This is a genomic window from Nocardia sp. NPDC055321, from assembly GCF_053645575.1.
Genome location: NZ_JBSHMS010000015.1, coordinates 89,857 through 113,639, shown reverse-complemented (window position 1 = coordinate 113,639; position 23,783 = coordinate 89,857). Strand labels below are relative to the sequence as shown.

Genomic DNA, 23,783 nt, shown 5'->3' with positions numbered 1-23,783 from the left:
TCCTTTCCTCGGTGCGGCACAGTCGTTCCCGGGCGTCCGGCTCATCGGAGCTCGAGGTTCTCGTAGTCGGGCAGCCCGTTCCAGGCCATGGTCACGCCGGTGACGCGTTTGGAGTAGCCGGCGGAGTTGATGTAGTCGAAGACCGGGATGGCGGGCAGGTCGCGCAGCAGGATCGTCTGCGCCTGCCCGGCCAGCCGCCAGGATTCGGGTTCGGTGGCGGCGGCCTCGGCGGCGGCGATCAGGCGGTCGAACTCCGGGCTCCGGAAGTCCACGTCGTTGCTGGGCGAGGTGGACAGGAAGCTGGGTTCGAGGAACTGCAGCATGGTCGGATAGTCGCCCTGCCAGCCGAAACGGAAGGCCTTGCCGACGGTGTGCGCCACCACCTGGTCGCGCAGCTGTTTGAAGGTCGGGTAGGCCGCGCCGGCGGCGTCGATGCCGAGGGTGTTGCGAATGCTGTTGGCCATGGCGTCGATCCAGGACTGGTGCCCGCCGTCGGCGTTGTACGCGATCTCGAATCGTCCACTCCAGGGGGCGATCTCATCGGCGCGGGCCCAGAGTCGCCGGGCCTCGTCGGGGTTGTAGTCCAGGACCCCGGAGCCCGGCAGGTCGGGATCGAAGCCGGGCAGGGCCCGGGAGGTGAAGTCGCGGGACGGAATCCGGGTGCCACGGAAGATCTTCCGGCCGATCTGCTCCCGGTCGATGGCCATGGAGATGGCCTGGCGGCGCAGTCGGCCCTCCTCCCCGGTGAAGTGCGGGAGATTGCCCTGCAGGCCGATCCACTGGGCCTGGGCGGTGGGCCCCTCGATGGCCCGGTCGCCGAGGTCGTCGCGGTACACCGCGATGGCGCTGTCGGGGATGGTGTCCAGCAGATCGAGATTGTCGGCCAGCAGATCGGAGTAGGCGGCGTCGAAGTTGGAGTAGAACACGAAGGTCAGGCCCTCGTTGCGGGGTGGGCGGCCGCCCCGGTAGCTCTCGTTGGGCACCAGGGTCAGCTGCACGTCGTGCTGCCAGGCGTCCTCGTCCGCGAAGCGGTACGGGCCGTTGCCGATGGGGTGCTGCCCGAACGCCTTCATGTCCCGGAAGGCGACCGCGGGCAGCGGATAGAACGGCGCGTAGGCCAGCCGGGTGCGGAAGTCGATGGTCGGCGCGATCAGGTCGACGGTGAAGGTCAGGTCGTCGATGATCTTCAGGCCCGACATCGTCTGCGCGCGTGGCGGATCCGCCTGCACGTCGTCGAATCCGGCGATGGGCCCGTAGGTGTAGCTCTGCAACTGGGCGTTGGTGACCAGCGCGCCGAAGTTCCAGGCGTCCACGAAGGATTTCGCGGTGACCGGCGAGCCGTCGCTGAAGGTCCAGCCGGGGCGCAGCCGGATCACGTAGTGCTGCTGATCGGTGGTCTCGATGCTCTCGGCGACCTCGTCGTGCAGCGTCCCGCGATTGTCGATGTAGCGCAGCCCGGAGAAGAGCCGGTCCACGATGCGGCCGCCGCCGTTCTCGTTGGTGTTGGACGGGATGAGCGGGTTCTGCGGCTCCGAGCCGTTCACCGCGATGACGTCGCCGTACACCGGTGCGACCGCGCCGCCGGACAGGGCGATCGCGAGCAGCGCGAGTACCGCGACCAGTACCACCGCGGCCTGGCGGGCCGCCGAATACCTCAGGTCCACGAGCGCCCCGTTCGTTCATGAAATGCGCGTTCATGATTCGTGCATGAGAACTCAGCAAAGCTAGGTGCAGACCCTAGCCCGGTCCGGCCCGCTCCGCAGGAGACCGGGCCGCCCCGGCCGAAAACCCCGGTTCGGCGCGCCCGCCGGGAGTGAATGTCCTCACCTTCCGGCGAGTGGGACCGAGGGGGATCGGCGGTCCCGGCGCACGTCACACTCCGATACTGTCGAACGTGGCCGCGGTCACCCCCGGGGCAAGTATTTCCTGCACAGCAGGGCACGCGAGGGAAGAAGAGACGAGATGACCGACACCACCGCCGAGCACCCGGATGTCTACCCACCCGGCGCCGAGTTCGCCGCCGCCGCCAACGCCGACGGCACCCTCTACGAGCGGGCCGCCGCGGATCGCGAGGGCTTCTGGGCCGAACAGGCCGGGCGGCTGCACTGGGCCGAGCCGTGGACCCGGGTGCTGGACTGGGACGACGCGCCCTTCGCGAAATGGTTCGTCGGCGGCAAGCTGAACGTCGCCTACAACTGCGTGGACCGGCACGTGCTGGACGGTCACGGCGAGCAGGTCGCCATCTACTGGGAGGGTGAGCCCGGCGATTCCCGCGCCATCACCTACGCCGAACTGCTGGCCGAGGTGTCGCGGGCCGCGAACTACCTCACCGAGCTGGGCCTGACCGCCGGTGACCGGGTCGCCATCTACATGCCGATGGTCCCCGAGGCCATCGTGTCGATCCTGGCCTGCGCGCGGCTGGGCCTGACGCATTCGGTCGTCTTCGCGGGCTTCTCCCCCGGCGCGCTGCGCCAGCGGGTCGACGACGCCGCGGCGCGACTGGTCATCACCACCGACGGGCAGTGGCGGCGCGGTAAGGCCGCCCCGCTGAAGGAGGCGGTGGACGAGGCTCTGGCAGAAGGTGATTCGACCGTCGAGCACGTACTGGTGGTGCGGCGCACGGGAATCGAGACGCCGTGGACCGCGGGTCGCGACCTGTGGTGGGACGAGACCGTGGCGAACGCCTCCCCCGAGCACGAGGCGCAGGCGTTCGACGCCGAGCATCCCCTGTTCATCCTGTACACCTCCGGGACCACCGGTAAGCCCAAGGGCATCCTGCACACCTCCGGCGGCTACCTGGCCCAGACCTCGTACACGCATCACAACGTGTTCGACCACAAGGCGGGCACCGACGTGTACTGGTGCACCGCCGATATCGGCTGGGTGACCGGGCACTCGTACATCGTGTACGGGCCGCTGTCCAACCGCGCGACCCAGGTCGTGTACGAGGGCACCCCGAACTTCCCCGACGAGCACCGGCACTGGCAGATCATCGAAAAGTACGGTGTCAGCATCTATTACACCGCCCCGACCCTGGTGCGCACGTTCATGAAATGGGGCCGCGAGATCCCCGACGCCCACGACCTGTCGAGCCTGCGCGTGCTGGGCAGCGTCGGCGAGCCGATCAACCCCGAAGCCTGGCGCTGGTACCGGGATGTGGTGGGCGCCAACAAGACCCCGGTCGTGGACACCTGGTGGCAGACCGAAACCGGCGCCATCATGATCTCCCCGCTGCCCGGCGTCACCGCGGCCAAGCCGGGCGCGGCGATGACCCCGCTGCCGGGCATCTCGGCCACCGTCGTGGACGAGGAGGGCAAGCCCGTCGTCCTCGGCGAGACCGAGGCCAACGGCTACCTGGTGCTGGATCAGCCGTGGCCCTCGATGCTGCGCGGGATCTGGGGCGACAACGACCGGTACCGCGAAACCTATTGGCAGCGTTACGCCGAGCAGGGCTGGTACTTCGCCGGTGACGGCGCGAAACTCGACACCGACGGCGACCTGTGGGTCCTGGGCCGCGTCGACGACGTTATGAACGTCTCCGGGCACCGCATCTCCACCGCCGAGGTCGAATCCGCGCTCGTCGGGCACTCCGGTGTGGCCGAGGCGGCCGTCGTGGGCGCGTCGGATGCCACCACAGGTCAGGGCATCGTCGCCTTCGTCATCCTCACCGCCGAGGCGAAGGACACCGGCGACGACCTGGTGAACGAACTGAAGGCCGAGGTCTCCCGGGCCATCTCCCCGATCGCGCGGCCGCGCGAGATCCACGTGGTCCCGGAGCTGCCCAAGACCCGCTCGGGCAAGATCATGCGCCGGTTGCTGCGCGATGTGGCCGAGGGCCGCGAACTGGGTGACACCTCGACCCTGGTCGACCCCAACGTCTTCGAGGCCATTCGCGCCGGTAAGGCGTAACACCGCCCCGAGATTTCGGCCCCCGTGACGCAGCGCGCACGGGGGCCGAAACGCGTTCCGGACGTCCGCCACCGGCCACGATCGAGCCCGGCGGCCCGCCCGCCCCCGCCGTCCGCACCCGCCCGTCGCACAGCACGGCCGGATCTTCGGTCCCCGAACAAGCCGTTAGAATTGCGTAAGGTGTGCCGGGAAGTCTGGTCGGCGTGCGGTATGGGCCGATCCCTTCGGTGGTGAGACGCATTCCGCTGGTTCTGTCGACCGTACGGCCAGAAAGGCGCGCCCTTGATCGTTCAGCTGCGCTCGGAATTGTCCCGCTACCTCCGCACCGAAACCGTCGGTGGCACACTGCTTCTCGTCGCCGCCGCGGCCGCGCTGCTGTGGGTGAACTCGCCGTGGGAAGCGGGCTACACCCGCATGGTCGAAGCCCACCTCGACATTCCCGCGCTGCACCTGAACCTCACCCTGGCCGACTGGACCAAGGACGGCCTGCTCGCGATCTTCTTCTTCGTCGCGGGGCTCGAACTCAAACGCGAACTCGTCGTCGGCGAACTCGCGGACCGCAAACGCGCGACCCTGCCCATCGTGGCCGCCGCGGGCGGGGTGATCCTGCCCGCGCTGATCGCCATGGCGGTCGGCTGGGGTGTGCCCGGCATGGACCGCGGCTGGGCCATTCCGGTCGCCACGGATATCGCCTTCGCCCTGGCCGTGCTGGCCCTGACCGGCTCCCGGATCCCGGCCGGCGCGCGGGTATTCCTGCTGAGCCTGGCCGTGGTCGACGACCTCATCGCCATCATTCTCATCGCGGTGCTGTTCACCACCACGGTGAAGATGCTGTGGCTGCTGATCGCGCTGCTCTGCCTGGTGACCTGGTTCCTGGCGCAGCGCAAACGGCTCGGCACCCCGTTCATCTACGTACCGCTCGCCCTCGTGGCCTGGTACGCGCTGCACGAGGCGGGCATTCATCCGACGCTGGCGGGCGTGGCCTGCGGACTCCTCACCCGGGTCCGGCCCGACGCGGACGAGGACGAGCACGACGTGCCCGCCACGAAACTGGAACATTTGTTCCAGCCCATTTCCGCCGGACTCTGCGTACCGCTGTTCGCGCTGTTCGCGTCCGGTGTCCCGCTGGATTCGAATGTCTTCTCGCAACTGTTCACCAACCGGTTGTCGCTGGCCATCATCGCGGGGCTGCTGATCGGCAAGACCATCGGAATCTTCGGATCCGCTTGGCTCGCGGTACGTCTGGGTATTGCCGAAAAGCCCAGCGATCTCGAATACCGGGACATGTTCGCCCTGTCGGTACTAGGTGCGATCGGGTTCACGGTTAGCCTCTTGGTGGCAGAACTCGCACTGGCGGACGTCGGCGACGGCTCCGCGGTCGAACTCGCGAAAGCAGCGGTGTTGCTGACATCATTGGCGGCTTCCCTGGCAGGTTCGGCGCTACTGTTGCGTCGTGGCCGTGCCCACCAGGCGCGACGTGACGAGCGGGCACTGCAAGGACAAGAGGACTTGACCGGATAGGTCCGGGACATGGAGAAGGGTCGAGCAATTGAGTTTCAACCAGGGCGGTAACGGGCGAGACGGGAACCCCCGCACCATCACCTCGATTCCGCTGTCCGATGTCGATGTGCACGAAGCGGCGACCATCGGCACGCTGGTCCGCGACGCGACCGAACAGATGTCGACACTGGTGCGCGCGGAAGTGGAACTCGCCAAGGCCGAGGTGACCGGCGAGATCAAGAAGGGCCTGCAGGGCAGCGTCTTCTTCATCGCCGCGCTGACCATTCTGCTTTTCAGCTCGTTCTTCTTTTTCTTCTTCCTCGCCGAATTGCTGGACGTGTGGGTGTACCGCTGGCTGGCGTTCCTCATCGTCTTCCTGTCGATGATCGTGGCCACCGCGGCGCTCGGCTTCCTCGGCTATCTCAAGGTGCGGCGCCTGCGCGCCCCGGAGAAGACCATCGAGTCGCTGAAAGAGGTGAAGACCGTGCTGCCCAGCGGTTTCGGGTCCGGCCCCGATCACTCGGCGAGCACGTCCGCCCCACTCGGAACACCGAGGTACTAGACCTTCGATTAGTCTCCTTCGGCGTGTCGTCGAATTCGCCCCCGGATCCGTCCGCTGTCCGCTACGACGGACCGTGGACCCATCGGGATGTGCATGCCAACGGCATTCGCTTCCACGTCGTGGAGGCCGTGCCCGCCGGCGGGACGGCCTTCGCCGACCCCGACACCCCGCTGGTCGTGCTGCTGCACGGCTTCGGGGACTTCTGGTGGTCGTGGCGCCACCAGCTCACCGGACTGTCCGCGCGCGGCTTCCGGGCGGTCGCGGTGGACCTGCGCGGGTACGGCGACACCGACAAACCCCCGCGCGGCTACGACGGCTGGACCCTGGCCGGCGACATCGCCGGGCTGATCCGCGCCCTCGGGCACTCCGACGCCACCCTGGTCGGGCACGCCGAGGGCGGACTGGTCTGCTGGGCGACCGCGGTGCTGCATCCACGCCTGGTCAGCGCCATCGCGCTGGTGAGTTCACCGCACCCGGTGGCGCTCAAGCGCGCGGTGCTGCGTGACCGCGGGCAGCGCTCGACCTGGCTGCCGAACTTCCTGCGCTACCAGATACCCCGCTACGCGGAGAACCTCATCACCGTCGACAACGGCGCGGAGATCGAGGCGCTGCTGCGCAGGCACGCGGGCCGGCGCTGGTCCGGCACCGAGGAATTCGCCGACACCGCCCAGCGCATGCGCACCGCCATCCGGATCCCGGGCGCCGCGCACTGCGCGCTGGAATATCAGCGCTGGGCCTTCCGCAGCCAATGGCGGCCCGACGGTAAGCGATTCATGTCCACCATGCGGGAGCCGGTGACCATTCCGGTGCTCTCGCTGTACGGCGACCAGGACCGCTACATCCTCGCGCGCACCATCCGGCGCGGCTACGAGCTCTCCCCGAACCGGCGAATGGTCGCCATCCCCGAGGCCGGGCACTTCGCCCACCAGGAGAACCCGGAAGTCGTCACCGCGGAGCTGGCCAAACTCCTGGCGTGAGAACGAGCGCCGGACATCGCTCGCCCCGAACGAGAAACGGGCCGCCCCGGCTGGGGCGGCCCGTTCCGTTTCGACTCGTCAGCTCAGCACGCAACTGCCGGTGCCGACCGAAGCATTCGCTCCCGGAGCGGCATTCACCTCCGGGCGCACCTCCTCCAGGGTCAGCACGTAGCCGGTGTCGTCGTCGGTGACGGCCGCGCCGAAGACCACGCCGAGGATGTTGCCCTCGGTATCCACCAGCGGCCCACCGGAATTGCCCGCCCGGACCTGCCCGCGCACGGTGTAGACCTCACGTTCGACGTTGTTGTCGCGATAGATGTTGGGGCCCTTGAGTTCCAGGGTCTCGCGCACGCGAGCCGCACTGGCGGTGTAGCGGCCGCCGCCCGGATAGCCGAGCACGATCGCGCTCTCCCCGGAATTGGCGGGCGCGGGCGCCAGCGGAATCACCGGCGCCTGCAACCCGGGCACCGCCAGGATCGCGATGTCCTTGGACGGATCGAACAGCACCACCGTGGCCTCGAGCGAACCGCGCACGGTATCCACGCTCACGCTGGTGGTTCCGGCCACCACGTGCGCGTTGGTCATGACGCGCTCGGGCGCGACCACGAAGCCCGAACCCTCCAGCTGCCGTTGACAACTCGGCGCGATACCGCTGATCCGCAGCACACTGCCCTGCAGCGCCTGCGCCACCGGCAGTTGCAGAATGCCCGCGTCCGGCGGCTCCACCGCGGCGATGGGCACCCGGCCGAACGGGCCGATCACATCCGGCAGCCCCGAGGTGTTGAGCAGATTCGAGAACTCGTTGGGCACCTTGCGCAACCAGTCCGGCGCGACCGTGTCCACGTTGATGAGAACGCGAGAGTTCTTGACAGCGGCCGCGATTCCCGGCTGCGAGGAGTTCGCCAGCGGCAGCGCCAGCAACCAGGCGGTGGCCATGACCGCCGCCATCTGCAGACCGGCGCCCACCACGCTGTCCACGCTGCGGGTGAACGGATCGCGCATACCGCTGCGCGCCGCCCTGCCCAGCACCATGCCCGCCACCTCGCCGACGATCACCAGCGCCACGATCAGCAGCACACCGACCAGCACCCGCGAGCGACCCTCGCTCAGGTGCACCAGAATGTGCGGCGCGATGAGAATGCCCGCCACCGCGCCCAGCACCACACCCAGGAAGGCCAGCGCAGAAGCGACGGCGCCCTGCCGCCACCCGGAGGTGGCGGCCAGCAGCGCCAGAATCACGATCCCAATGTCGAGCCAGGCCGAGGCCGTCATAACGTCATCCCTACCGCGGCCAGCGAGGCCTGCAGATCACGCACATCGTGATGGTCCCATTCGTGTTCCCAGCCGGACACCGCGAGCAGTCCGGCGAGCACGCCCGCGGTGAAACCCCACACCAGCATGCCGTCCACCGTGAAGGCCGGACCCATGTAACCCAGCGGATGTCGCACCACGAAACGGTTGGCGGGATCGATGAGGTCCGCGATCGGCACCCGCACCACGCGCGACGCCTCGGTTTCGCTCACCACACCCACCTCGCCGGGTGTTCGCCAATAGGCGACCACCGGCGTCACATCGAACCGCGAAGGCGGCACGAAGATCTTGGGCAGAATAGACAGCGGCTGCACGCTCGCCGGATCCAGCCCCGTCTCTTCCTGCGCTTCGCGCAGCGCGGTGCTGATCGGGCCGTCGTCCTGCGGCTCGACGCCACCGCCGGGAAAAGCCACCTGACCACTGTGCTGGCGCAGGGTCGCCGCGCGCTGGGTGAGCAACACGTCCGCGTCGGCCGGAAGTCCGCCCGGCGCCACGGGATCCGCCTCCGGCGCACCGCTGAACAGGACCAGGACCGCGGCTTCGCGGGGCGAGGACACCGCCGCGGCGAAGCGGCGCATGGTGCTGCGGCGCAGGACCGGATTGACCCCGGTCGGATCGGCCGGCTCGTGCTCGGTCACCCCGCGCAACCACTCCGGAACAGGGCCCGCAGGCGCCTCTGGTCTCATGCCCACACTCCCGAACCCACGTTTGCACCGGAGTAACCGGCGAACACCAAGCAGCACAAGGTACTACGTCTACATCCTGCAGCGGGCGCGCTCACGGGGTGTCCGTTCGGCCGGAACAGGCTCGTACGCGGGAGCTCTCGGCTACCCACCCGCTCATGCCCGGACGCCCAATTCGGCCGCGACGGTGTCGGCGATGTCGTCCACGCTCTTGAACGGGCGCACCACCACCTTGGCCACCGAACCGTCGGCGCGCACCAGCACCGAGATGGGCAGCACGGCCGGCGCGCCGATCGCCTTGCGCACCTCGATCTTCGGATCCTGGACGCCGGGCAGATGATTGTCGAGACCGGTCAGCCGGGCCAGCGCCTTGCCCGCGCCGGGATCGCTGTGCACGGTCAGCACCGTGACGGCCCCGGCGGCGCGATCCGAGAACTGTTGCAGCAGCGGCAGTTCCTCCGCGCACGGGCCGCACCAGTACGCCCACAGATTGAGCAGCGCCGGTTTACCGGCCAGCGCCGCGGTCAGCTCCATCGGGTTGCCGTCGGCCAGGCATTCCAGGGTGATGCCGGCCAGCGGACCACCCGCGGCGACCGGTGCGCCGGTCGGAACGGGACAGGGCGCCAGGTTCGCGGCGGCGCGTTCGCCGCCGGTCACGCTCGCACCCGCCGGGCCCGGACCGCCACCGGCCGGAACCGGACCCTCGGCCGCGTCCCCGCACCCCGACACCGCCAGTACCGCGCACACCGCCGCGACCGCCCATCCCCCGCGAACGCCGTTCCGGGAGAACACAGCTCTCACAGGCCCACCAGTTCGAGCAGATGCTCGGTCTCGGGGCCCTTGACCAGCGCGGCGGCGACGGCGGGATCGGTCGGGCCGGTCCCGTAGGACGGGCAATCCTTGGCCAGCACGCACGCCCCGCACGCGGGTTTGCGGGCGTGGCACACGCGGCGGCCGTGGAAGATCACCCGGTGCGAGAGCATCGTCCAGTCCTTGCGCTCGATGAGCGCGCCGACGATGTGCTCGACCTTCACCGGATCCTCTTCCGCGGTCCAGCCCCAGCGCCGCACCAGCCGCCCGAAATGGGTATCGACGGTGATGCCGGGGACGCCGAAGGCGTTGCCGAGGATGACGTTGGCGGTCTTGCGCCCGATCCCGGGCAGCTCCACCAGCTGCGGCAGCGTGTGCGGGAGTTCGCCGTCGTAGCGTTCGACGAGCGCCTGCCCGAGCCCGATGAGTGAGGTCGTCTTGTTCCGGTAGAAACCGGTGGGCCGGATGTACTCCTCGAGCTCGGTCCGGTTCGCCTCGGCGTAGTCGCGGGCGCTCGGATACCGGGCGAAAAGCGCGGGTGTGGTCAGATTCACGCGCACATCGGTGCACTGGGCCGACAGAATCGTGGCCACCGCGAGCTCCAGCGGAGTGGTGAAGTCCAGCTCACAGTGCGCGTTCGGGAACGCCAGGGCCAGGGTTCGATTCATCCGGCGGGCCCGCCGGACCAGTCCGGTGTGCGTCTCCTTCGCGCGGGACTTCGCTCTGCCGTCGGCGGGTGCGATCGCCGCGCGGACCGTCCGCGCCGGAACCGCCGCGTCGCTGGTCGGGACGGCGGGCGGGCCGGAATCGGCCCCGGTAGCGGCCGCGCTGGATGGTGAGACACGCACGCGTCCACCTTACGGAACCACCCGATCGCATCAACCGGGCTGCGCACTCCCCGTGTTCCATCTGAGACCTTCGGCGTGTTTACTCACCCCTATGCAAGGACTCGCCGTGGTGCTGTTTCCGATAGCGCTGATGCTGTTCGCACTGGTGATGGAACGGGTCGAGAACCGGCTGCGCAAGCTCCTCGAACCCGACCCGGAGGTTCAGCAGTACCTGGACCGGGCCACGAATGCCGAGGTCAACGACCTCACCAAACTGGGTTTGCCGGCCGCGGCCGCACGCCCGCGCCGGGCTCGCCCGGCAGCCAAGGGCCTCGACGTGGCCCAGGCCAGCTGAGCCGAATCCCGTCGATTCCCCGGTGCTCCCCCGCGCTCCCCGCGGGTGTCCGGTGCGATTCCGACAGCACGTATTCTGATCTTCCTCACACCGCGCCGACGGCGTGTCGCTAGATTGAAGCTCGCGTGTCGGAAAACCGCCTTTGCACGTCCGGTAAACGGACGCCACGTGTCGGAGAATGAGCGCGGCGCGTGGTGTCTATCACTACCCGGACATATTGCAAAGTAGACTGCACTGTCGGCCGACTCGCTTCGGTCGAGGACAGAGCCATTTCCCATAAGGAGCACATTCGTGGACGAGGCCCTCGCCAGAGCAGGCATCTTCCAAGGCGTCGAGCCCACCGCGGTGGCGGCTCTCGCCAAACAACTTCAGCCAGTGGACTTCCCGCGCGGTCACGTGATCTTCAACGAGGGTGAGCCCGGTGACCGGCTCTACATCATCACCTCCGGCAAGGTGAAGATCGGCCGCCGCTCGCCGGACGGCCGTGAGAACCTGCTGACCATCATGGGACCGTCGGACATGTTCGGTGAGCTGTCGATCTTCGATCCGGGCCCGCGCACCTCGACGGCCACCACCGTCACCGAGGTCCGCGCGGTCACCATGGACCGGGACGCGCTCAAGGCGTGGATCGATCAGCGCCCGGAGATCGCCGAGCAGCTGCTGCGGGTCCTCGCCCGTCGTCTGCGCCGCACCAACAACAACCTGGCCGACCTCATCTTCACCGATGTCCCCGGTCGCGTTGCCAAGGCGCTGCTGCAGCTGGCCCAGCGGTTCGGCACCCAGGAAGCGGGCGCGCTGCGCGTGACCCACGACCTGACCCAGGAAGAGATCGCCCAGCTGGTCGGCGCCTCGCGCGAAACCGTGAACAAGGCCCTGGCCGACTTCGCGCACCGCGGTTGGCTGCGGCTCGAGGGCAAGAGCGTGCTCATCTCCGACTCGGAGCGCCTGGCCCGCCGCGCGCGGTAGCTACAACTCGCACAACGTCTCTGGACCGGTCGCCATCAGAGCTGGCGACCGGTCCAGACATGTTTGCGCACCGGCTGCGACCGCGGCGATCGAGTGCACGGCGGTCGGCGCGCGGACCTGGATCAGGCACGGCCGCTCCGGCCCACCGACCGGGTGGACTGCCGTGGGCGCAGATAGTGAATCAGCCGTGAGCGCGGATATAGGCCAGCTGGGCCTTGACCGAGCTGCGGGCCGCGGGCCACAGCCGCTTGTCGACGTCCGCGTAGACCTTGGCGACGATGCGCAGCGATCCGGCGTCCGGGCCGAGCTCGGCGAGCGCGGCCCGAACCTGGTTCAGGCGCTCCTCGCGATGCCGGATGTAGTAGTCGATGACCGGCAGCGCGTCCGCGTGGTCCGGGCCGTGCGCGGGCAGCAGCACGCGACCGGGGGCGGCCTCGGCGAGGCGGCGCAGGGACTCGAGGTAGTCGGCCAGGGCGTCGTCGCGGGATTCGAGCACGGTGGTGCCCGAACCGAGCACGGTGTCGCCGGTGATCAGGGCGGCGTCGGCGTCGTCCGGGCCGTCGACCAGGAAGCTCAGCGAGTCCTCGGTGTGGCCGGGGGTGGCCAGCACGGTGATGCGCAGCCCGGCGGCCTCGATCACCTCACCGTCCGACAGGTTCGTACCCGTGCCGCGCAGGAACTTGGAAGCCTTGGCGCGCACCGGACTTCCGGTGGCCTCGACCAGGTGATCGATGCCGCCGGTGTGATCGGCGTGCTCGTGCGTGATGAGGATCAGCGCGACGTCACCGCCGGTCTCGCGCACGATCGCGGCGGTATGGTCGCGGTCCTTGGGTCCCGGGTCCACCACCACCCAGCCGGTGTGGCCCGGAGCGCGCAGCAGCCAGGTGTTGGTGCCCTGCAACGTCATTCCGCTGGGATTGTCGGCCAGCACGACGGCGGCGGACGGGGTCACGTGCCGCAGTTGCTCGTACGCGGGGTGAGTGAGGGTCATACCTTCGGTCCTAACGCGGGAGAGGCTGCGTGTCCATGCTTTGTCTCACTGCGCTTCTATTGTGCGCCAACCGGATTGGCGGGCGGCACACGCCACGGGTGACGTGCGCCGCAGGCGAGCTCACCGCACTTCGGCGATGAGTTCCACTTCCACCGGGGTGTTCTTGGGGAGCTCGGAGACGCCGACGGCCGAGCGCGCGTGCACGCCCGCCGCGCCGAAGACCTCGCCCAGGAAGTCCGACGAGCCGTTGATGACGACCGGCTGATCGGTGTAACCCGGTGCGGAGTTCACGAATCCGACGACCTTGACGATCCGCACGACGTTGTCGAGGCCGACCAGATCGTGCACGGCGGCCAGGGCGTTGAGGGCGCACAGGCGCGCGGCCTCGGCGGCCTGCTCGGTGCTGACCTCGGCGCCGACCTTGCCGGTCACCGTCAGCTGCCCGTCCACGAACGGCAGCTGGCCGGAGGTGTAGACGAGATTGCCGGTGCGGATGGCCGGGATGTACGAGGCCACGGGCGCGGCCACCGCGGGAATGGTGAACCCGAGCTTGTCGAGATTCGCCGCCCAGTCGGTCGCGGGGGCGCTCACTTCTTGGGGCGCTTCAGGTAGGCGACGTGCTGCTCACCGGTCGGGCCGGGCAGCACGGAGACGAGCTCCCAGCCGTCGGAGCCCCACTGATCCAGGATCGCCTTGGTGGCATGCGTCAACAGCGGCACGGTCGCGTATTCCCAAGCGGTCAACTCACTCATGCGGTGAGATTAGCCCCGGCCGCACGGGCTTCGTACCCCGGGACCTCCGGACTCGGTGCGGTATCGGGAAATACCGCTTTCCAGAGTGGTGTATCAGACAGTCGGTGTCTCTTATGGGCAGGAACAAGGAACGGGTTATAGGCTCGCGAGCGTGGGAGTACCGATAGCAGTGCCCGTTTCGGTTGAGCCGGGGGTCGAAGCAGGTTGGCCGGAGCGGGCGGACAAGGCCCGCCTGCACTATGTGTCCGGAAAGGGGGGAACCGGGAAGTCCACCGTCGCAGCCGCTCTGGCGCTGGCACTCGCGGCGGGGGGCCGCCGCGTGCTGCTGGTCGAGGTCGAGGGCAGGCAGTCCATCGCCCAGCTCTTCGATCTGCCGCCGCTGCCGCCCACCGAGACCCGCATCGCGACCGCCGACGGCGGCGGCGAGGTGCTGGCGCTGGCCCTGGACGTCGAGCACGCCTTCCTGGAATACCTCGACATGTTCTACAACCTCGGCTTCGCGGGCCGGGCGATGCGCCGGGTCGGCGCGATCGAGTTCGTCACCACCATCGCACCGGGTCTGCGCGACGTCATCCTGACCGGCAAGATCAAGGAGTGCGCGGTCCGGTCCGACAAGGCCGGTAAACCGGTGTATGACGAAATAGTCATCGACGCGCCGCCCACGGGCCGGATCGCGAGCTTCCTGGACGTCACCCAGGCGATGGCGGAGATCGCCGGCGGCGGGCCGATCCAGACCCAGGCGGACGGGGTCTCCAAGCTCCTGCACTCGCCGCAGACCATGATCCACCTGGTGACCCTGCTGGAGGCGCTGCCGGTGCAGGAGACCGCCGACGCGGTCGCCGAACTCACCGCCAACGACCTCAACATCGGCACCGTCATCGTGAACCGCGCCAGCGAGGGCCTGCTGCCGCGCGAGCTGCGGGCCAAGGCCGCCGAGGGCCAGCTCGACACCGACGCGCTGCGCGCCGGGCTCGCCGAGGCCGGAATCACCCTGTCCGACGCCGACTTCCAGGGCCTGGTCGAGGAGACCGTGGAGCACTCCGCGCGCCTGCAGGCGCAGGACGAGAACGCCGCCGACCTCGCGCAGGTCGACATTTCCCGGTTGTACCTGCCGTCGCTGGCCGACGGCATCGACCTGGGCGGGCTCTACGAGCTGGCCGAGCACTTGAGCGCACAGGGAGTTCGCTGACCATGATCGTTCCGGCTGCCACCGTCCCCCTGGACATCAACAGGATCATCGCCGACCCGACCGCGCGCATCGTGGTGTGCTGCGGCTCGGGCGGCGTCGGCAAGACGACCACCGCCGCCGCCATCGCGCTGCGCGCCGCCGAGGCGGGCCGCAAGGTCGTGGTGCTGACCATCGACCCGGCGCGCCGGCTGGCGCAGTCGCTCGGGGTCAGCGACCTGGGCAACACCCCGCAGCAGGTCGAACTGGCCGAGGGCGCCAAGGGTCAGCTGTTCGCCATGATGCTGAACATGCGCCGCACCTTCGACGAGATGGTGCTCGAGCACACCAGCCCGGACAAGGCGGAGCAGATCTTCGCCAATCCGATCTATCAGACCGTCGCGTCCTCCTTCGGTGGCACCCAGGAGTACATGGCGATGGAGAAGCTCGGGCAGCTGGCGAGCAAGAAGGAGTGGGACCTGATCGTGGTCGACACTCCCCCGTCCCGCAACGCCCTGGACTTCCTGGACGCGCCCAAGCGCCTGGGTAACTTCCTCAACGGCAAGATGATCCGGGTCATCATGGCCCCGGGCCGCGGTGTCGGGAAGCTCGTCGCCGGTGCCATGAGCCTGGCCCTGCGCGGGGTCTCGACCATCGTCGGCGGGCAGCTGCTCAAGGACGCCTCGGTGTTCCTGCAGTCGCTCGAATCCATGTTCGGCGGCTTCCAGGATCGCGCGGATCGCACCTACGCCATGCTCTCGCGGCCGGGCACGCACTTCATCGTGGTCGCGGCGGCCGAGCCGGACGCGCTGCGCGAGGCGTCGTTCTTCGTGGACCGGCTCTCGACCGACAAGATGCCGCTGGCCGGACTGGTGCTGAACCGCACGCATCCGGTGCTGAGCTCGCTCTCGCCGCAGCAGGCCCAGGTCGCCGCAGATCGGCTGGCTCCGGAGGGGACGACCGAGGACGACGCCGAGGCGCCCGCGGCGCTGGCCGCCGCGGTGCTGCGCATCCACGCGCAGCGGGCGCTGACCGCCAAGCGGGAACAGCATCTGCTGCAACGGTTCACCGGCGCGCATCCGCGGGTGCCGATCGCGGCGGTGACGGCGCTGCCGTTCGAGGTCGCCGACGTCGAGGCGCTGCGGGCGGTGGCCGATCAGCTGGCCGCGGCGGGCGCCGCGACACGCCCGGCCTGACGGTGATCGTGAAATTACGTCAACCGGTCTGGCAAACCACGAGCTGAGTGCCCGAAGAGGTGTTTTTGCCCGTTCTTACCCCGGAAACGGACCGAGCCCGCAATCGCGGGCTCGGTCCGTTCTGCTTTGGGGGATACGAGTTACATGGCGACTTTCTGCGTCCTCTGGACCCGGAAGAAGTCGGACCAGGAGGTCACCTCGGGATGCTGCTTGAGCAGCGCCCGGCGCTGACGTTCGGTCATGCCGCCCCACACACCGAACTCGACTCGGTTGTCGAGGGCATCGGCACCGCACTCCATCAGGACCGGGCAGTGCCGGCAGATGGTGGCCGCTTTGCGCTGCGCTGCGCCACGCACGAAAAGCTGGTCGGGATCCACTTCCTTGCATCGGGCCTGGGCAACCCAGGCAATACGTGCTTCGGCCTGCTCCACGTCCAGTCGAGCGATCGGGGTAGTCATATGCATTTGGTGTGCCCCTTTGCAGTCCGAACACCGGGTCACGGCGCTCCAGAATCGCGTGTGCAGCGCGCAGATACCCAACCCCACTGCGAACTGCACCACATTCCACTTTGAGTGTTAGCTCTATCACACTGGGTTCTCAATCTAGGTAATGAGGCGTCGCCAGCGCAAGACCGTCCCGAGATTTTCTGGTACGCCCGTCCACGCATTCGTCACCAAAAACCGGTCAGTCGGCACCTTTCCGGCGAATGGACACTCGTCCCGGGCGGACGCCGGGCGACGGAAAGGGCAATTAGGCTAGGGCTCGTGCCGATCACACGAACGCTCGCGAGACTGGCCGGCAGTTGCACGCTGGCAGCCGTCCTCCTCGCCGGGTTGCTGTTCCCTCTGGCCGGCGGTTTCGGGTATATCTCCAACCGAGCCGCCGACGCCGTAGACAACGTCTCCGCCGAACTGGTGGAAGGCACGGTCCCGGCGGTGTCGACGATGGTCGATGTGAACGGCACGCCGTTCGCGTGGCTGTACGAGCAGCGCCGCTTCGAGGTGCCCAGCGACCAGATCTCCAACGACATGAAGCTGGCGCTGGTCTCGGTCGAGGACAAGCGCTTCGCCGACCACGGTGGCGTCGACTGGCAGGGCACCTTCCGCGCCTTCCTGACCAACACCTCCGGCGGTGAGGTGCAGCAGGGCGGTTCCACCATCGACCAGCAGTACGTGAAGAACTACCTGCTGCTCGTGGTGGCCAAGACCGACGCCGAACGCCGCGCCGCCATCGAGACCACCCCCGCCCGCAAGATCCGCGAGATCCGGATGGCGATGACCCTGGAGAAGGAGCTCACCAAGGACGAGATCCTCACCCGGTATCTGAACCTGGTCCCGTTCGGCAACTCCTCCTACGGGATCCAGGACGCCGCGCAGACCTACTTCGGCATCGACGCCAAGAACCTCAACATCGTGCAGTCGGCCATGCTCGCGGGCATGGTGCAGTCCAGCTCCAAGCTGAACCCGTACACCAACCCCAAGGGCGTGCTCGAGCGCCGGAACACCGTGCTGGACACCCTGATCCAGAACGTCCCGAATCAGGCCGACACGTTCCGCGCGGCCAAGTCCGAGCCGCTGGGCGTGCTGCCCGAGCCCAAGGGCCTGCCGCGCGGCTGCATCGCGGCGCAGGATCGCGGATTCTTCTGCGACTACGCGCTGCAGTACCTGGCCAACGCGGGCATCAGCCGCGATCAGATCGACAAGGGCGGCTACCTGATCCGCACCACGCTGGACCCCGACGTCCAGAACGCCGCCAAGGCGGCCGTGGTGGCGCACGCCGACCCGAATCTGGGTGACATCGCCGAGGTCATGAACATCGTGAGCCCCGGACAGGACGCGCATCCGCTGCTCGCCATGGTCTCCAGTCGCACCTACGGCCTGGACGGCAACGCCAACCAGACCGTGCAGCCGCAGCCGTATTCGCTGGTCGGCGACGGCGCGGGCTCGATCTTCAAGCTCTTCACCACGGCCGCGGCCATGGAGAAGGGCCTGGGCATCAACGCCCAGCTGGACGTGCCCGGCCGCTTCGAGGCGCAGGGCCTGGGCAACGGTGGCGCCAAGGGCTGCCCGCCGGCGACCTACTGCGTCGAGAACGCGGGCAAGTACAAGTCGCCGATGTCGGTGACCGAGGCGCTGGCCACCTCCCCGAACACCGCGTTCGTCAAGCTGATTCGCGATGTCGGAGTGGCCCCGACCGTCGATATGGCCGTGCGCCTGGGCATGCGGTCCTACACCCAGCCCGGCACCTCGGGCCACGGCAACCAGAGCCTCGCGGACATGATCAAGGAACAGAACCTGGGCTCGTTCACCCTGGGCCCGGTCGCGATCAATCCGCTGGAGCTGTCGAACGTGGCGGCGACCATCGCCTCCGGCGGCAAGTGGTGCCCGCCGACCCCGATCCGCGAGGTCGTCGACCGCGGCGGCAAGAACGTGCCGCTCACGCAGCAGGCGTGCGAGCAGGTCGTCGAGCCGGGTCTGGCCAACACCCTGGCCAACGCCATGAGCAAGGACGACATCAGCGGCACGGCGGCGGGCGCGGCCCGGGCCGTGAACTGGAACGCGCCGCTGTCGGCCAAGACGGGTACCACCGAGAGCCACCGGTCCTCGGCGTTCCTGGCGTTCACCAACTCGCTGGCCGGTTCGGCCTACATCTACGGTGACAGCCCGACGCCGGGCGAGATCTGCTCGTTCCCGCTGCGGAACTGCGGCAGCGGTGACCTGTTCGGCGGTAACGAGCCCGCTCGGTCGTGGCTGAGCGCGGTCCGGGACGTGCTCGGCAAGTTCCCGCCGCCGGGCCTGCCGCCGCTGGACGACAAGTACGTGCGCGGGTCGAACAACGCCCAGATTCCGGACGTCATCGGCCTGCAGCAGGGCGAGGCGAACGCGAAGCTGATCGCGGCGGGCTTCCAGGTGTCGGTGGCCTCGGCGCCGGGCGCCGGGAAGGGCACGGTGGTGAGCATGTCGCCGGACGGGTCGGCGATCCCGGGTTCGGTGATCACCATCTACGTCAGCGACGGGACCATGCGGCCGGCGCCGCAACCGGACGAACCGGCGCCGTCGGTGCCCGGATTGCCCGGGATAACCATTCCGCGCCTGCCGCCGATCCCCATCCCGATCCCGATCCCCCGCTGATCGGAACGATCGTCCGCGAACGATCCGGTCCCTGACGATCAGAGGCCCCTCGCCTGTCCGGCGAGGGGCCTCTGTCGTGCACGCGCCCTCAGGCGCGGATGCCGCTCACAGCCGGTCCTTCACGGCCTTGGAGACGCGGGAGCCGTCGGCGCGGCCCGCGGCGAGCGCGGTGGCGATCTTCATGACCTGGCCCATCTGGCGCATGCCCGGGCGCTCGCCGTTCTCCTCGGCGACCTGCGCGATGGCGGTGTCGGCGATGTCGGCGACCTCGGCCTCGGTCAGCTGGGTGGGCAGGTACTCGTCGATGACGGCCTCTTCGGCGCGCTCGTTGGCGGCGAGTTCACCACGCCCGGCCTGCTCGTAGACGACGGCGGCCTCGTTGCGCTTCTTGGCCTCCTTGGCCAGGACCGCGAGCACCTCGGTATCGGACAGTTCCCGCGCCTGCGAACCCGCGACCTCGGCGGTCTGGATGGCGGCCAGCAGCATGCGCACGGTGTTCAGGCGCAGTGCGTCCTTGGCCTTCATCGCGGTGGTGAGATCGGCCCGCAGCTTGGATTTGAGTTCCGACATGGCCGCCACGGTACCGCTGAACACCCGCGACGCTGTACGCATTTTCTGCGGGTCGCCTATTCTGGGCAAATGCCCGTCATCTCGACCGCCACCCTTCGCCGTACCGCCCTGGGCGCCGCGGGGACCGCCGTCGCCGGAATCGGTTACGCGACGCTCATCGAGCGCAACGCCTTCACCCTGCGTGAGGCGACGCTGCCGGTACTGGAACCGGGTAAGCCGTCGCTTCGTGTGCTGCACATCTCCGACCTGCACATGATGCCGGGTCAGAAGCTGAAACAGGCGTGGTTGCGCGAACTGGACCGGCTGGAGCCGGATCTGGTGGTGAACACCGGCGACAACCTCTCGCACATGAAGTCGGTGCCCGCGGTGGTGCAGGCGCTCGGCGGGCTGCTGGGCCGGCCGGGGCTGTTCGTGTTCGGGTCCAACGACTACTTCGCGCCGGTGCCGAAGAACCCGCTCAAGTACTTCAAGAAGGACCACAAGCGGGTCCTGGGCGATCCGCTGCCCTGGCAGGACATGCGGGCCGCGTTCACCGAGCGGGGCTGGCTGGACCTGACCCACGTGCGCCGCGACATCGAGGTGTCCGGGGTGCGGATCTCGACCGCGGGCGTGGACGATCCGCATTTGCGGCGCGATCGCTACGACACCGTGGCCGGGGCGCCGAATCCGCTGGCGGACTTGAGCATCGGGCTCACGCACTCCCCCGAGCCACGGGTGCTGGATCGGTTCGCGGCCGACGGATACGACCTGGTCATGGCCGGGCACACGCACGGCGGCCAGTTGGTGCTGCCGGGGTTCGGCGCGCTGGTCACCAACTGCGGGATCGACCGGGCGCGGGTGAAGGGGCCGTCGAAGTGGGGCGCCCACATGCGGCTGCACGTCTCGGCCGGCCTGGGCACCTCGCCGTGGGCGCCGTACCGTTTCTGCTGCCGTCCGGAGGCCACGCTGGTGACCCTGGTCAGCGCGCCGCCCAAGAAGCCCGTCTCGGAGTCGGGCCGCGGGCGTACCGCGCCGGAGGCTGTCGCGCGATAGGCGTTTACAGCGATATACAACGCGGTATGTAGTCGAGGACGGGGACAAACCGTGACCAGTGGTAATGACCGCACCGATGATCCGGCCGCCGGCGGGCCGGATCCGAACTGGTGGCAGGGTACGCCAGCGGCGGATTCGCCGTGGCAGCAGAATCCGCCATCGGGCAGCAATCCCGGTGCGCAGCAGGCGGATCCGACGTGGGTAGCGCAGCCGACGACGCCGTTCCCGGGTGGGCAGCAGTACGGGCCGGGGCCCGATCCGTATCAGCAGCAGCCGTATTCGGGGCAGCAGCCGTACCAGTCGGCTCCGGCGCAGCCGGCCTACGGTCCGCAGTACGGGCAGCAGCCCGCCTACGGGCAGCCGGGGTACGGGCAGCAACCGCCGCAGCAGCCGCCGTACGGTGCGCCGCCCGGCGGGGGCGGTAACAAGGGCTGGCTGTTCGCGGGCATCGGTGTGCTGGTGGTGGCGGTCATCGGCGCGGTGGTGACGGTGGTGCTGGTGAACGGGAGTTCGGACGAGCCCTCGGCGCAGTCCAAGACGACGCCCTCGCTGATCAGCGCGCTGACCACCGAGAATTCACCGTCGGCCAAGCCGACCGCGCCCAAGTCCACGACGACCAAGGCGGGTGCGCCGTCGGCGGTGATCCCCGGCTACCAGGTGGTGTCGATTCCGGATAACGGTGCGGCGTACGACATTCCGAAGAGCTGGGCGGTCGATCGGACCGCGCAGTCCACGATCGGCGCGGGCGCGGATCAGATTCCGATGGCGGGGCTGGCGCAGGACGGCGTCGACTACTGCCCGGATTACGTGCGCACCAACATCTTCCTGAGTCAGTCGGAGGAGACCGATCCGGGCGCGGCCGCCGCGGACATCGGCATGAAGCTGAGCCGCATCGGCTGGCCGACCACCACCGGCGCGACTCCCGGTGCGGCCGAGGCGTTCTCGTCGTCGGATGGCTCGCTGTCCGGCATCTACCAGGAGTTCAAGGGCAGCGCGCCGGTGCAGACCGCGGGCTGTGCCTCGACCTTCACCGTCTACACCTTCGCCTTCCCCGGCGAGGAGGGCGCGTTCGTGTTCACCATCGCGGCCGATACCGGGGTGGCGGACGCGGTGGATACGACGATGGCGAAGAAACTGCTCGCCTCGATCCGCCCGATCTAGCGGGCGGGCCGGGCGGCACTCGTCCGACAGGGGGTCCGACGATGACCGGTGACGAACGGGACCGGAGTGATCCGGACCGGACCGACGTGCAGGCGGATTGGTGGCAGGGGCCACCGGCTCCGGGGTCACGGTGGGAGTCGCCGCATACGGTGCCGCCCGCGCGCGACGCGGTGCCGCCGCCTCCCCCACCGCCGCCGGCGCCGAGCCCGGGTCCGGCGCGGCGGGCCGAGCCGACCACGCAGCAGCCGTTCGTGCCGCCGCCGGACACCGGTCCGCCGCGGCGTCCGTACGCGACGGGGCGGCCCGATCCCGTTCGGACGGGACCGAATCCGGCGGTGGGCGCGCCGCCGCCGCGCTATCCGACCGGTCCGGGCGTTCCGATCGGCCCGGGACCGTATGCGACGGGCCCGAATTCGTATTCGCAGTTCCGAAATCCGCAGCCGCCCTACGGTTCCGGCCGGCCGCCGTCGAACGCGCGCGTCTGGATCTACGCCGGTGTCGGGGCGCTCGTGGTGGCGCTGGTGGCGGTGATCTCGTTCGTCGTCGTGACCCGCGAGTCCGGCGGGCAGGGGCTCGGGACGACGACCGCCGCCCCGACCACCACCTCCCGCACGACCACGACGACGACGAGTGCCGTGCCCGACCCGGTCATCGCCGGGTATCAGGTGGTGGTGCCGAACGATCTGCGGACGGCCTGGGACGTTCCGGCGGACTGGACCGTCGACACCAGCCACTCGAGTATGAATTCGGCCACCGATTCGGTGCCGGTGGCGGGGCTGGCCTACGAGGGCTCGGGCTACTGCACCGACAACGTCCGCACCCAGATGTTCCTGACCCAGACGAAGATCGCGGACACCGCGGCGGCGGCCGCCGACATCGCGACCCGGATGGCCCGGATCGGCTGGACCACAAACACTTCCATCGTTCCGGGCGTCGCCGAGCCGTTCGATTCCGCCGATCATTCGCTGCACGGGGTCTACCTGGAGACGACCGGCACCTTCACCGCGGCCGACGCGACCTGCGCCAAGACGTTCGCCGTGCACACGTTCGCGGTCTCCGGCGGCGACGAGGGCGCCCTGGTGCTGGCGATCGGCGCCGACACCGGCGTGGACCGCGCCGTGACCCGCGACTTCGCCCGCCGCCTACTCGCCACCCTCCGCCTGTTTTAGCCCCCTGACCACCCGATTTAGCATCAACCCCACCCATCGGTTAAGCTACTGCAGGTTCGCCTCACGGGGTGTGGCGCAGCTTGGTAGCGCGCTTCGTTCGGGACGAAGAGGTCGCAGGTTCAAATCCTGTCACCCCGACGTGTTGGTTGAGACACAGGAAAGGCCCTGACCATTGGTCAGGGCCTTTTCGCTTGTCCGGGACCGCTAGGAGAGCCGGGTGCTGCTCGCGGATCAGAACGAGCCGGTGCTCGGCTTGGTGGCGCCGACGGTCACCGAGTAGTCCTTGCCTTTCACCTGATCCCAACTGTTCTTGGTGGTGCCGCAGAAGCCGGTCAGCTGATAGGTGCCGGGTGCCAGGCCGGAGCGGACGGGCTTGATGGTCTGGCCGGGGCCCGCCATGCCGGACGGGTCGTGTTCGGTGAACTCGTGCACCGAGCCATCGAGGGCGATGACGGCCCAGCAGACTCCCGAGCCGTTCGGGTTGTGGATGGTGGCCGTGATCTGGTCGGCCGCGGTGGCTTCGAACGACAGCTGCGGCGCCTCGATCGGTGCGGCGGTCGCGTGACCGCTGAAAAGAACAGTACTGAGAGTGCCCATCGCGGCGATGGCGATGGCTCCCCTTCCAACACTCGACATGGCTGCATTCTGACACGGCGGACCGACAGAACAAGATCGAATCGTGATCGGTGTTCTTTCTGGGTCAGATTGCGGTGCAA

Annotated in this window: 23 protein-coding genes and 1 tRNA gene; 13 read left to right on the top strand and 11 right to left on the bottom strand. The window is 68.8% G+C overall.

The genetic code is table 11. The features are described from left to right. Positions 1–41: 41 nt before the first annotated feature. Positions 42–1,664, bottom strand: a complete 1,623-nt coding sequence (locus ACWIGI_RS24090; protein ID WP_454204698.1) for a peptide ABC transporter substrate-binding protein — start codon at positions 1,662–1,664, stop codon at positions 42–44. Positions 1,665–1,962: 298 nt separating this feature from the next. On the opposite strand from ACWIGI_RS24090, the gene acs reads away from it, so the two are divergent. From acs to ACWIGI_RS24070, 4 genes are all read left to right on the top strand, one after another. Beyond that, positions 1,963–3,909 (top strand): acetate--CoA ligase, encoded by a 1,947-nt coding sequence (acs, locus tag ACWIGI_RS24085; protein WP_454204697.1) that lies wholly within the window; start codon positions 1,963–1,965, stop codon positions 3,907–3,909. A gap of 282 nt (positions 3,910–4,191) precedes the next feature. Continuing rightward, entirely contained in the window at positions 4,192–5,430 is a 1,239-nt protein-coding gene (gene nhaA, locus ACWIGI_RS24080) for a Na+/H+ antiporter NhaA (protein ID WP_454204696.1), read from the top strand. A 28-nt stretch (positions 5,431–5,458) separates the two neighbouring features. Continuing rightward, positions 5,459–5,971, top strand: coding sequence for a phage holin family protein (locus ACWIGI_RS24075; protein ID WP_454204695.1), 513 nt, complete (start codon positions 5,459–5,461; stop codon positions 5,969–5,971). 23 nt (positions 5,972–5,994) lie between these two features. Further along, positions 5,995–6,948 carry an alpha/beta fold hydrolase gene (locus tag ACWIGI_RS24070; RefSeq protein ID WP_454204694.1) on the top strand — a complete coding sequence of 318 codons (954 nt, stop codon included), beginning with the start codon at positions 5,995–5,997 and terminating at the stop codon, positions 6,946–6,948. Between the two features lie 78 nt (positions 6,949–7,026). On the opposite strand, the gene ACWIGI_RS24065 is transcribed toward ACWIGI_RS24070, so the two are convergent. From ACWIGI_RS24065 to nth, 4 genes are all read right to left on the bottom strand, one after another. Further along, positions 7,027–8,220 (bottom strand): MarP family serine protease, encoded by a 1,194-nt coding sequence (locus tag ACWIGI_RS24065; RefSeq protein ID WP_454204693.1) that lies wholly within the window; start codon positions 8,218–8,220, stop codon positions 7,027–7,029. After that, positions 8,217–8,945, bottom strand: a complete 729-nt coding sequence (locus ACWIGI_RS24060) for an NUDIX hydrolase (protein ID WP_454204692.1) — start codon at positions 8,943–8,945, stop codon at positions 8,217–8,219. Before ACWIGI_RS24060 ends, ACWIGI_RS24065 begins: the two co-directional genes overlap by 4 nt. Positions 8,946–9,098: 153 nt before the next feature. Further along, complete coding sequence (locus tag ACWIGI_RS24055) at positions 9,099–9,743, bottom strand: TlpA family protein disulfide reductase (RefSeq protein WP_454204691.1); 645 nt, start codon at positions 9,741–9,743, stop codon at positions 9,099–9,101. Continuing rightward, positions 9,740–10,495, bottom strand: a complete 756-nt coding sequence (nth, locus tag ACWIGI_RS24050; protein ID WP_454204824.1) for an endonuclease III — start codon at positions 10,493–10,495, stop codon at positions 9,740–9,742. Before nth ends, ACWIGI_RS24055 begins: the two co-directional genes overlap by 4 nt. A gap of 196 nt (positions 10,496–10,691) precedes the next feature. On the opposite strand from nth, the gene ACWIGI_RS24045 reads away from it, so the two are divergent. Together ACWIGI_RS24045 and ACWIGI_RS24040 are read left to right on the top strand one after the other, a co-directional pair. Then, positions 10,692–10,934, top strand: coding sequence for a hypothetical protein (locus tag ACWIGI_RS24045; protein ID WP_354988369.1), 243 nt, complete (start codon positions 10,692–10,694; stop codon positions 10,932–10,934). A gap of 291 nt (positions 10,935–11,225) precedes the next feature. Continuing rightward, positions 11,226–11,900, top strand: coding sequence for a Crp/Fnr family transcriptional regulator (locus tag ACWIGI_RS24040; protein WP_019044571.1), 675 nt, complete (start codon positions 11,226–11,228; stop codon positions 11,898–11,900). Between the two features lie 181 nt (positions 11,901–12,081). On the opposite strand, the gene ACWIGI_RS24035 is transcribed toward ACWIGI_RS24040, so the two are convergent. From ACWIGI_RS24035 to ACWIGI_RS24025, 3 genes are all read right to left on the bottom strand, one after another. Further along, complete coding sequence (locus ACWIGI_RS24035; RefSeq protein ID WP_454204690.1) at positions 12,082–12,891, bottom strand: MBL fold metallo-hydrolase; 810 nt, start codon at positions 12,889–12,891, stop codon at positions 12,082–12,084. 120 nt (positions 12,892–13,011) lie between these two features. After that, on the bottom strand, positions 13,012–13,482 hold the full coding sequence (locus ACWIGI_RS24030) for a RidA family protein (protein ID WP_454204689.1): 471 nt from the start codon (positions 13,480–13,482) through the stop codon (positions 13,012–13,014). Further along, positions 13,479–13,643 carry a hypothetical protein gene (locus ACWIGI_RS24025; RefSeq protein ID WP_354988372.1) on the bottom strand — a complete coding sequence of 55 codons (165 nt, stop codon included), beginning with the start codon at positions 13,641–13,643 and terminating at the stop codon, positions 13,479–13,481. The genes ACWIGI_RS24030 and ACWIGI_RS24025 overlap by 4 nt, the downstream gene beginning before the upstream one ends. Before the next feature lie 169 nt (positions 13,644–13,812). Between ACWIGI_RS24025 and ACWIGI_RS24020 the strand changes: the two genes are divergently transcribed. Together ACWIGI_RS24020 and ACWIGI_RS24015 are read left to right on the top strand one after the other, a co-directional pair. Next, the gene (locus ACWIGI_RS24020) at positions 13,813–14,832 is read left to right on the top strand and encodes an ArsA family ATPase (protein ID WP_454204688.1); all 1,020 of its coding nucleotides are present in this window, start codon (positions 13,813–13,815) and stop codon (positions 14,830–14,832) included. Positions 14,833–14,834: 2 nt separating this feature from the next. Next, positions 14,835–16,004, top strand: a complete 1,170-nt coding sequence (locus ACWIGI_RS24015; protein WP_454204687.1) for an ArsA family ATPase — start codon at positions 14,835–14,837, stop codon at positions 16,002–16,004. A 140-nt stretch (positions 16,005–16,144) separates the two neighbouring features. Here the strand turns inward: ACWIGI_RS24015 and ACWIGI_RS24010 are convergent, their stop codons facing one another. Continuing rightward, positions 16,145–16,468, bottom strand: a complete 324-nt coding sequence (locus ACWIGI_RS24010; RefSeq protein ID WP_354988375.1) for a WhiB family transcriptional regulator — start codon at positions 16,466–16,468, stop codon at positions 16,145–16,147. A gap of 300 nt (positions 16,469–16,768) precedes the next feature. Here ACWIGI_RS24010 and ACWIGI_RS24005 point away from each other — a divergent pair, with 300 nt between their 5' ends. Continuing rightward, positions 16,769–19,135, top strand: coding sequence for a penicillin-binding protein (locus ACWIGI_RS24005; RefSeq protein WP_454204686.1), 2,367 nt, complete (start codon positions 16,769–16,771; stop codon positions 19,133–19,135). Positions 19,136–19,240: 105 nt separating this feature from the next. Here ACWIGI_RS24005 and ACWIGI_RS24000 read toward each other — a convergent pair whose 3' ends face one another. Continuing rightward, complete coding sequence (locus tag ACWIGI_RS24000; protein ID WP_454204685.1) at positions 19,241–19,705, bottom strand: GatB/YqeY domain-containing protein; 465 nt, start codon at positions 19,703–19,705, stop codon at positions 19,241–19,243. Positions 19,706–19,774: 69 nt separating this feature from the next. Here ACWIGI_RS24000 and ACWIGI_RS23995 point away from each other — a divergent pair, with 69 nt between their 5' ends. The 4 genes from ACWIGI_RS23995 (at position 19,775) to ACWIGI_RS23980 (ending at position 23,205) form a co-directional block, all read left to right on the top strand. Next, positions 19,775–20,737, top strand: a complete 963-nt coding sequence (locus ACWIGI_RS23995) for a metallophosphoesterase (RefSeq protein ID WP_454204684.1) — start codon at positions 19,775–19,777, stop codon at positions 20,735–20,737. Positions 20,738–20,788: 51 nt separating this feature from the next. After that, positions 20,789–21,898: a hypothetical protein gene (locus ACWIGI_RS23990; RefSeq protein WP_454204683.1), complete on the top strand. Its 1,110-nt coding sequence runs from the start codon at positions 20,789–20,791 to the stop codon at positions 21,896–21,898. A gap of 41 nt (positions 21,899–21,939) precedes the next feature. Beyond that, on the top strand, positions 21,940–23,067 hold the full coding sequence (locus ACWIGI_RS23985; protein ID WP_454204682.1) for a hypothetical protein: 1,128 nt from the start codon (positions 21,940–21,942) through the stop codon (positions 23,065–23,067). Positions 23,068–23,131: 64 nt separating this feature from the next. Continuing rightward, positions 23,132–23,205 (top strand) — tRNA-Pro (locus tag ACWIGI_RS23980). A 93-nt stretch (positions 23,206–23,298) separates the two neighbouring features. On the opposite strand, the gene ACWIGI_RS23975 is transcribed toward ACWIGI_RS23980, so the two are convergent. Continuing rightward, entirely contained in the window at positions 23,299–23,703 is a 405-nt protein-coding gene (locus tag ACWIGI_RS23975) for a hypothetical protein (RefSeq protein ID WP_454204681.1), read from the bottom strand. Between the last annotated feature and the right edge of the window lie 80 nt (positions 23,704–23,783).

Bases quoted from the DNA above. Each gene is read 5' to 3' on its own strand.
- acs (WP_454204697.1), top strand. From the start codon at position 1,963: ATGACCGACACCACCGCCGAGCACCCGGATGTCTACCCACCCGGCGCC.
- ACWIGI_RS24065 (WP_454204693.1), bottom strand. From the start codon at position 8,220: ATGACGGCCTCGGCCTGGCTCGACATTGGGATCGTGATTCTGGCGCTG.
- ACWIGI_RS24060 (WP_454204692.1), bottom strand. From the start codon at position 8,945: ATGAGACCAGAGGCGCCTGCGGGCCCTGTTCCGGAGTGGTTGCGCGGG.
- ACWIGI_RS24045 (WP_354988369.1), top strand. From the start codon at position 10,692: ATGCAAGGACTCGCCGTGGTGCTGTTTCCGATAGCGCTGATGCTGTTC.
- ACWIGI_RS24035 (WP_454204690.1), bottom strand. From the start codon at position 12,891: ATGACCCTCACTCACCCCGCGTACGAGCAACTGCGGCACGTGACCCCG.
- ACWIGI_RS24025 (WP_354988372.1), bottom strand. From the start codon at position 13,643: ATGAGTGAGTTGACCGCTTGGGAATACGCGACCGTGCCGCTGTTGACG.
- ACWIGI_RS24015 (WP_454204687.1), top strand. From the start codon at position 14,835: ATGATCGTTCCGGCTGCCACCGTCCCCCTGGACATCAACAGGATCATC.
- ACWIGI_RS24010 (WP_354988375.1), bottom strand. From the start codon at position 16,468: ATGCATATGACTACCCCGATCGCTCGACTGGACGTGGAGCAGGCCGAA.
- ACWIGI_RS24000 (WP_454204685.1), bottom strand. From the start codon at position 19,705: ATGTCGGAACTCAAATCCAAGCTGCGGGCCGATCTCACCACCGCGATG.
- ACWIGI_RS23995 (WP_454204684.1), top strand. From the start codon at position 19,775: ATGCCCGTCATCTCGACCGCCACCCTTCGCCGTACCGCCCTGGGCGCC.
- ACWIGI_RS23985 (WP_454204682.1), top strand. From the start codon at position 21,940: ATGACCGGTGACGAACGGGACCGGAGTGATCCGGACCGGACCGACGTG.
- ACWIGI_RS23975 (WP_454204681.1), bottom strand. From the start codon at position 23,703: ATGTCGAGTGTTGGAAGGGGAGCCATCGCCATCGCCGCGATGGGCACT.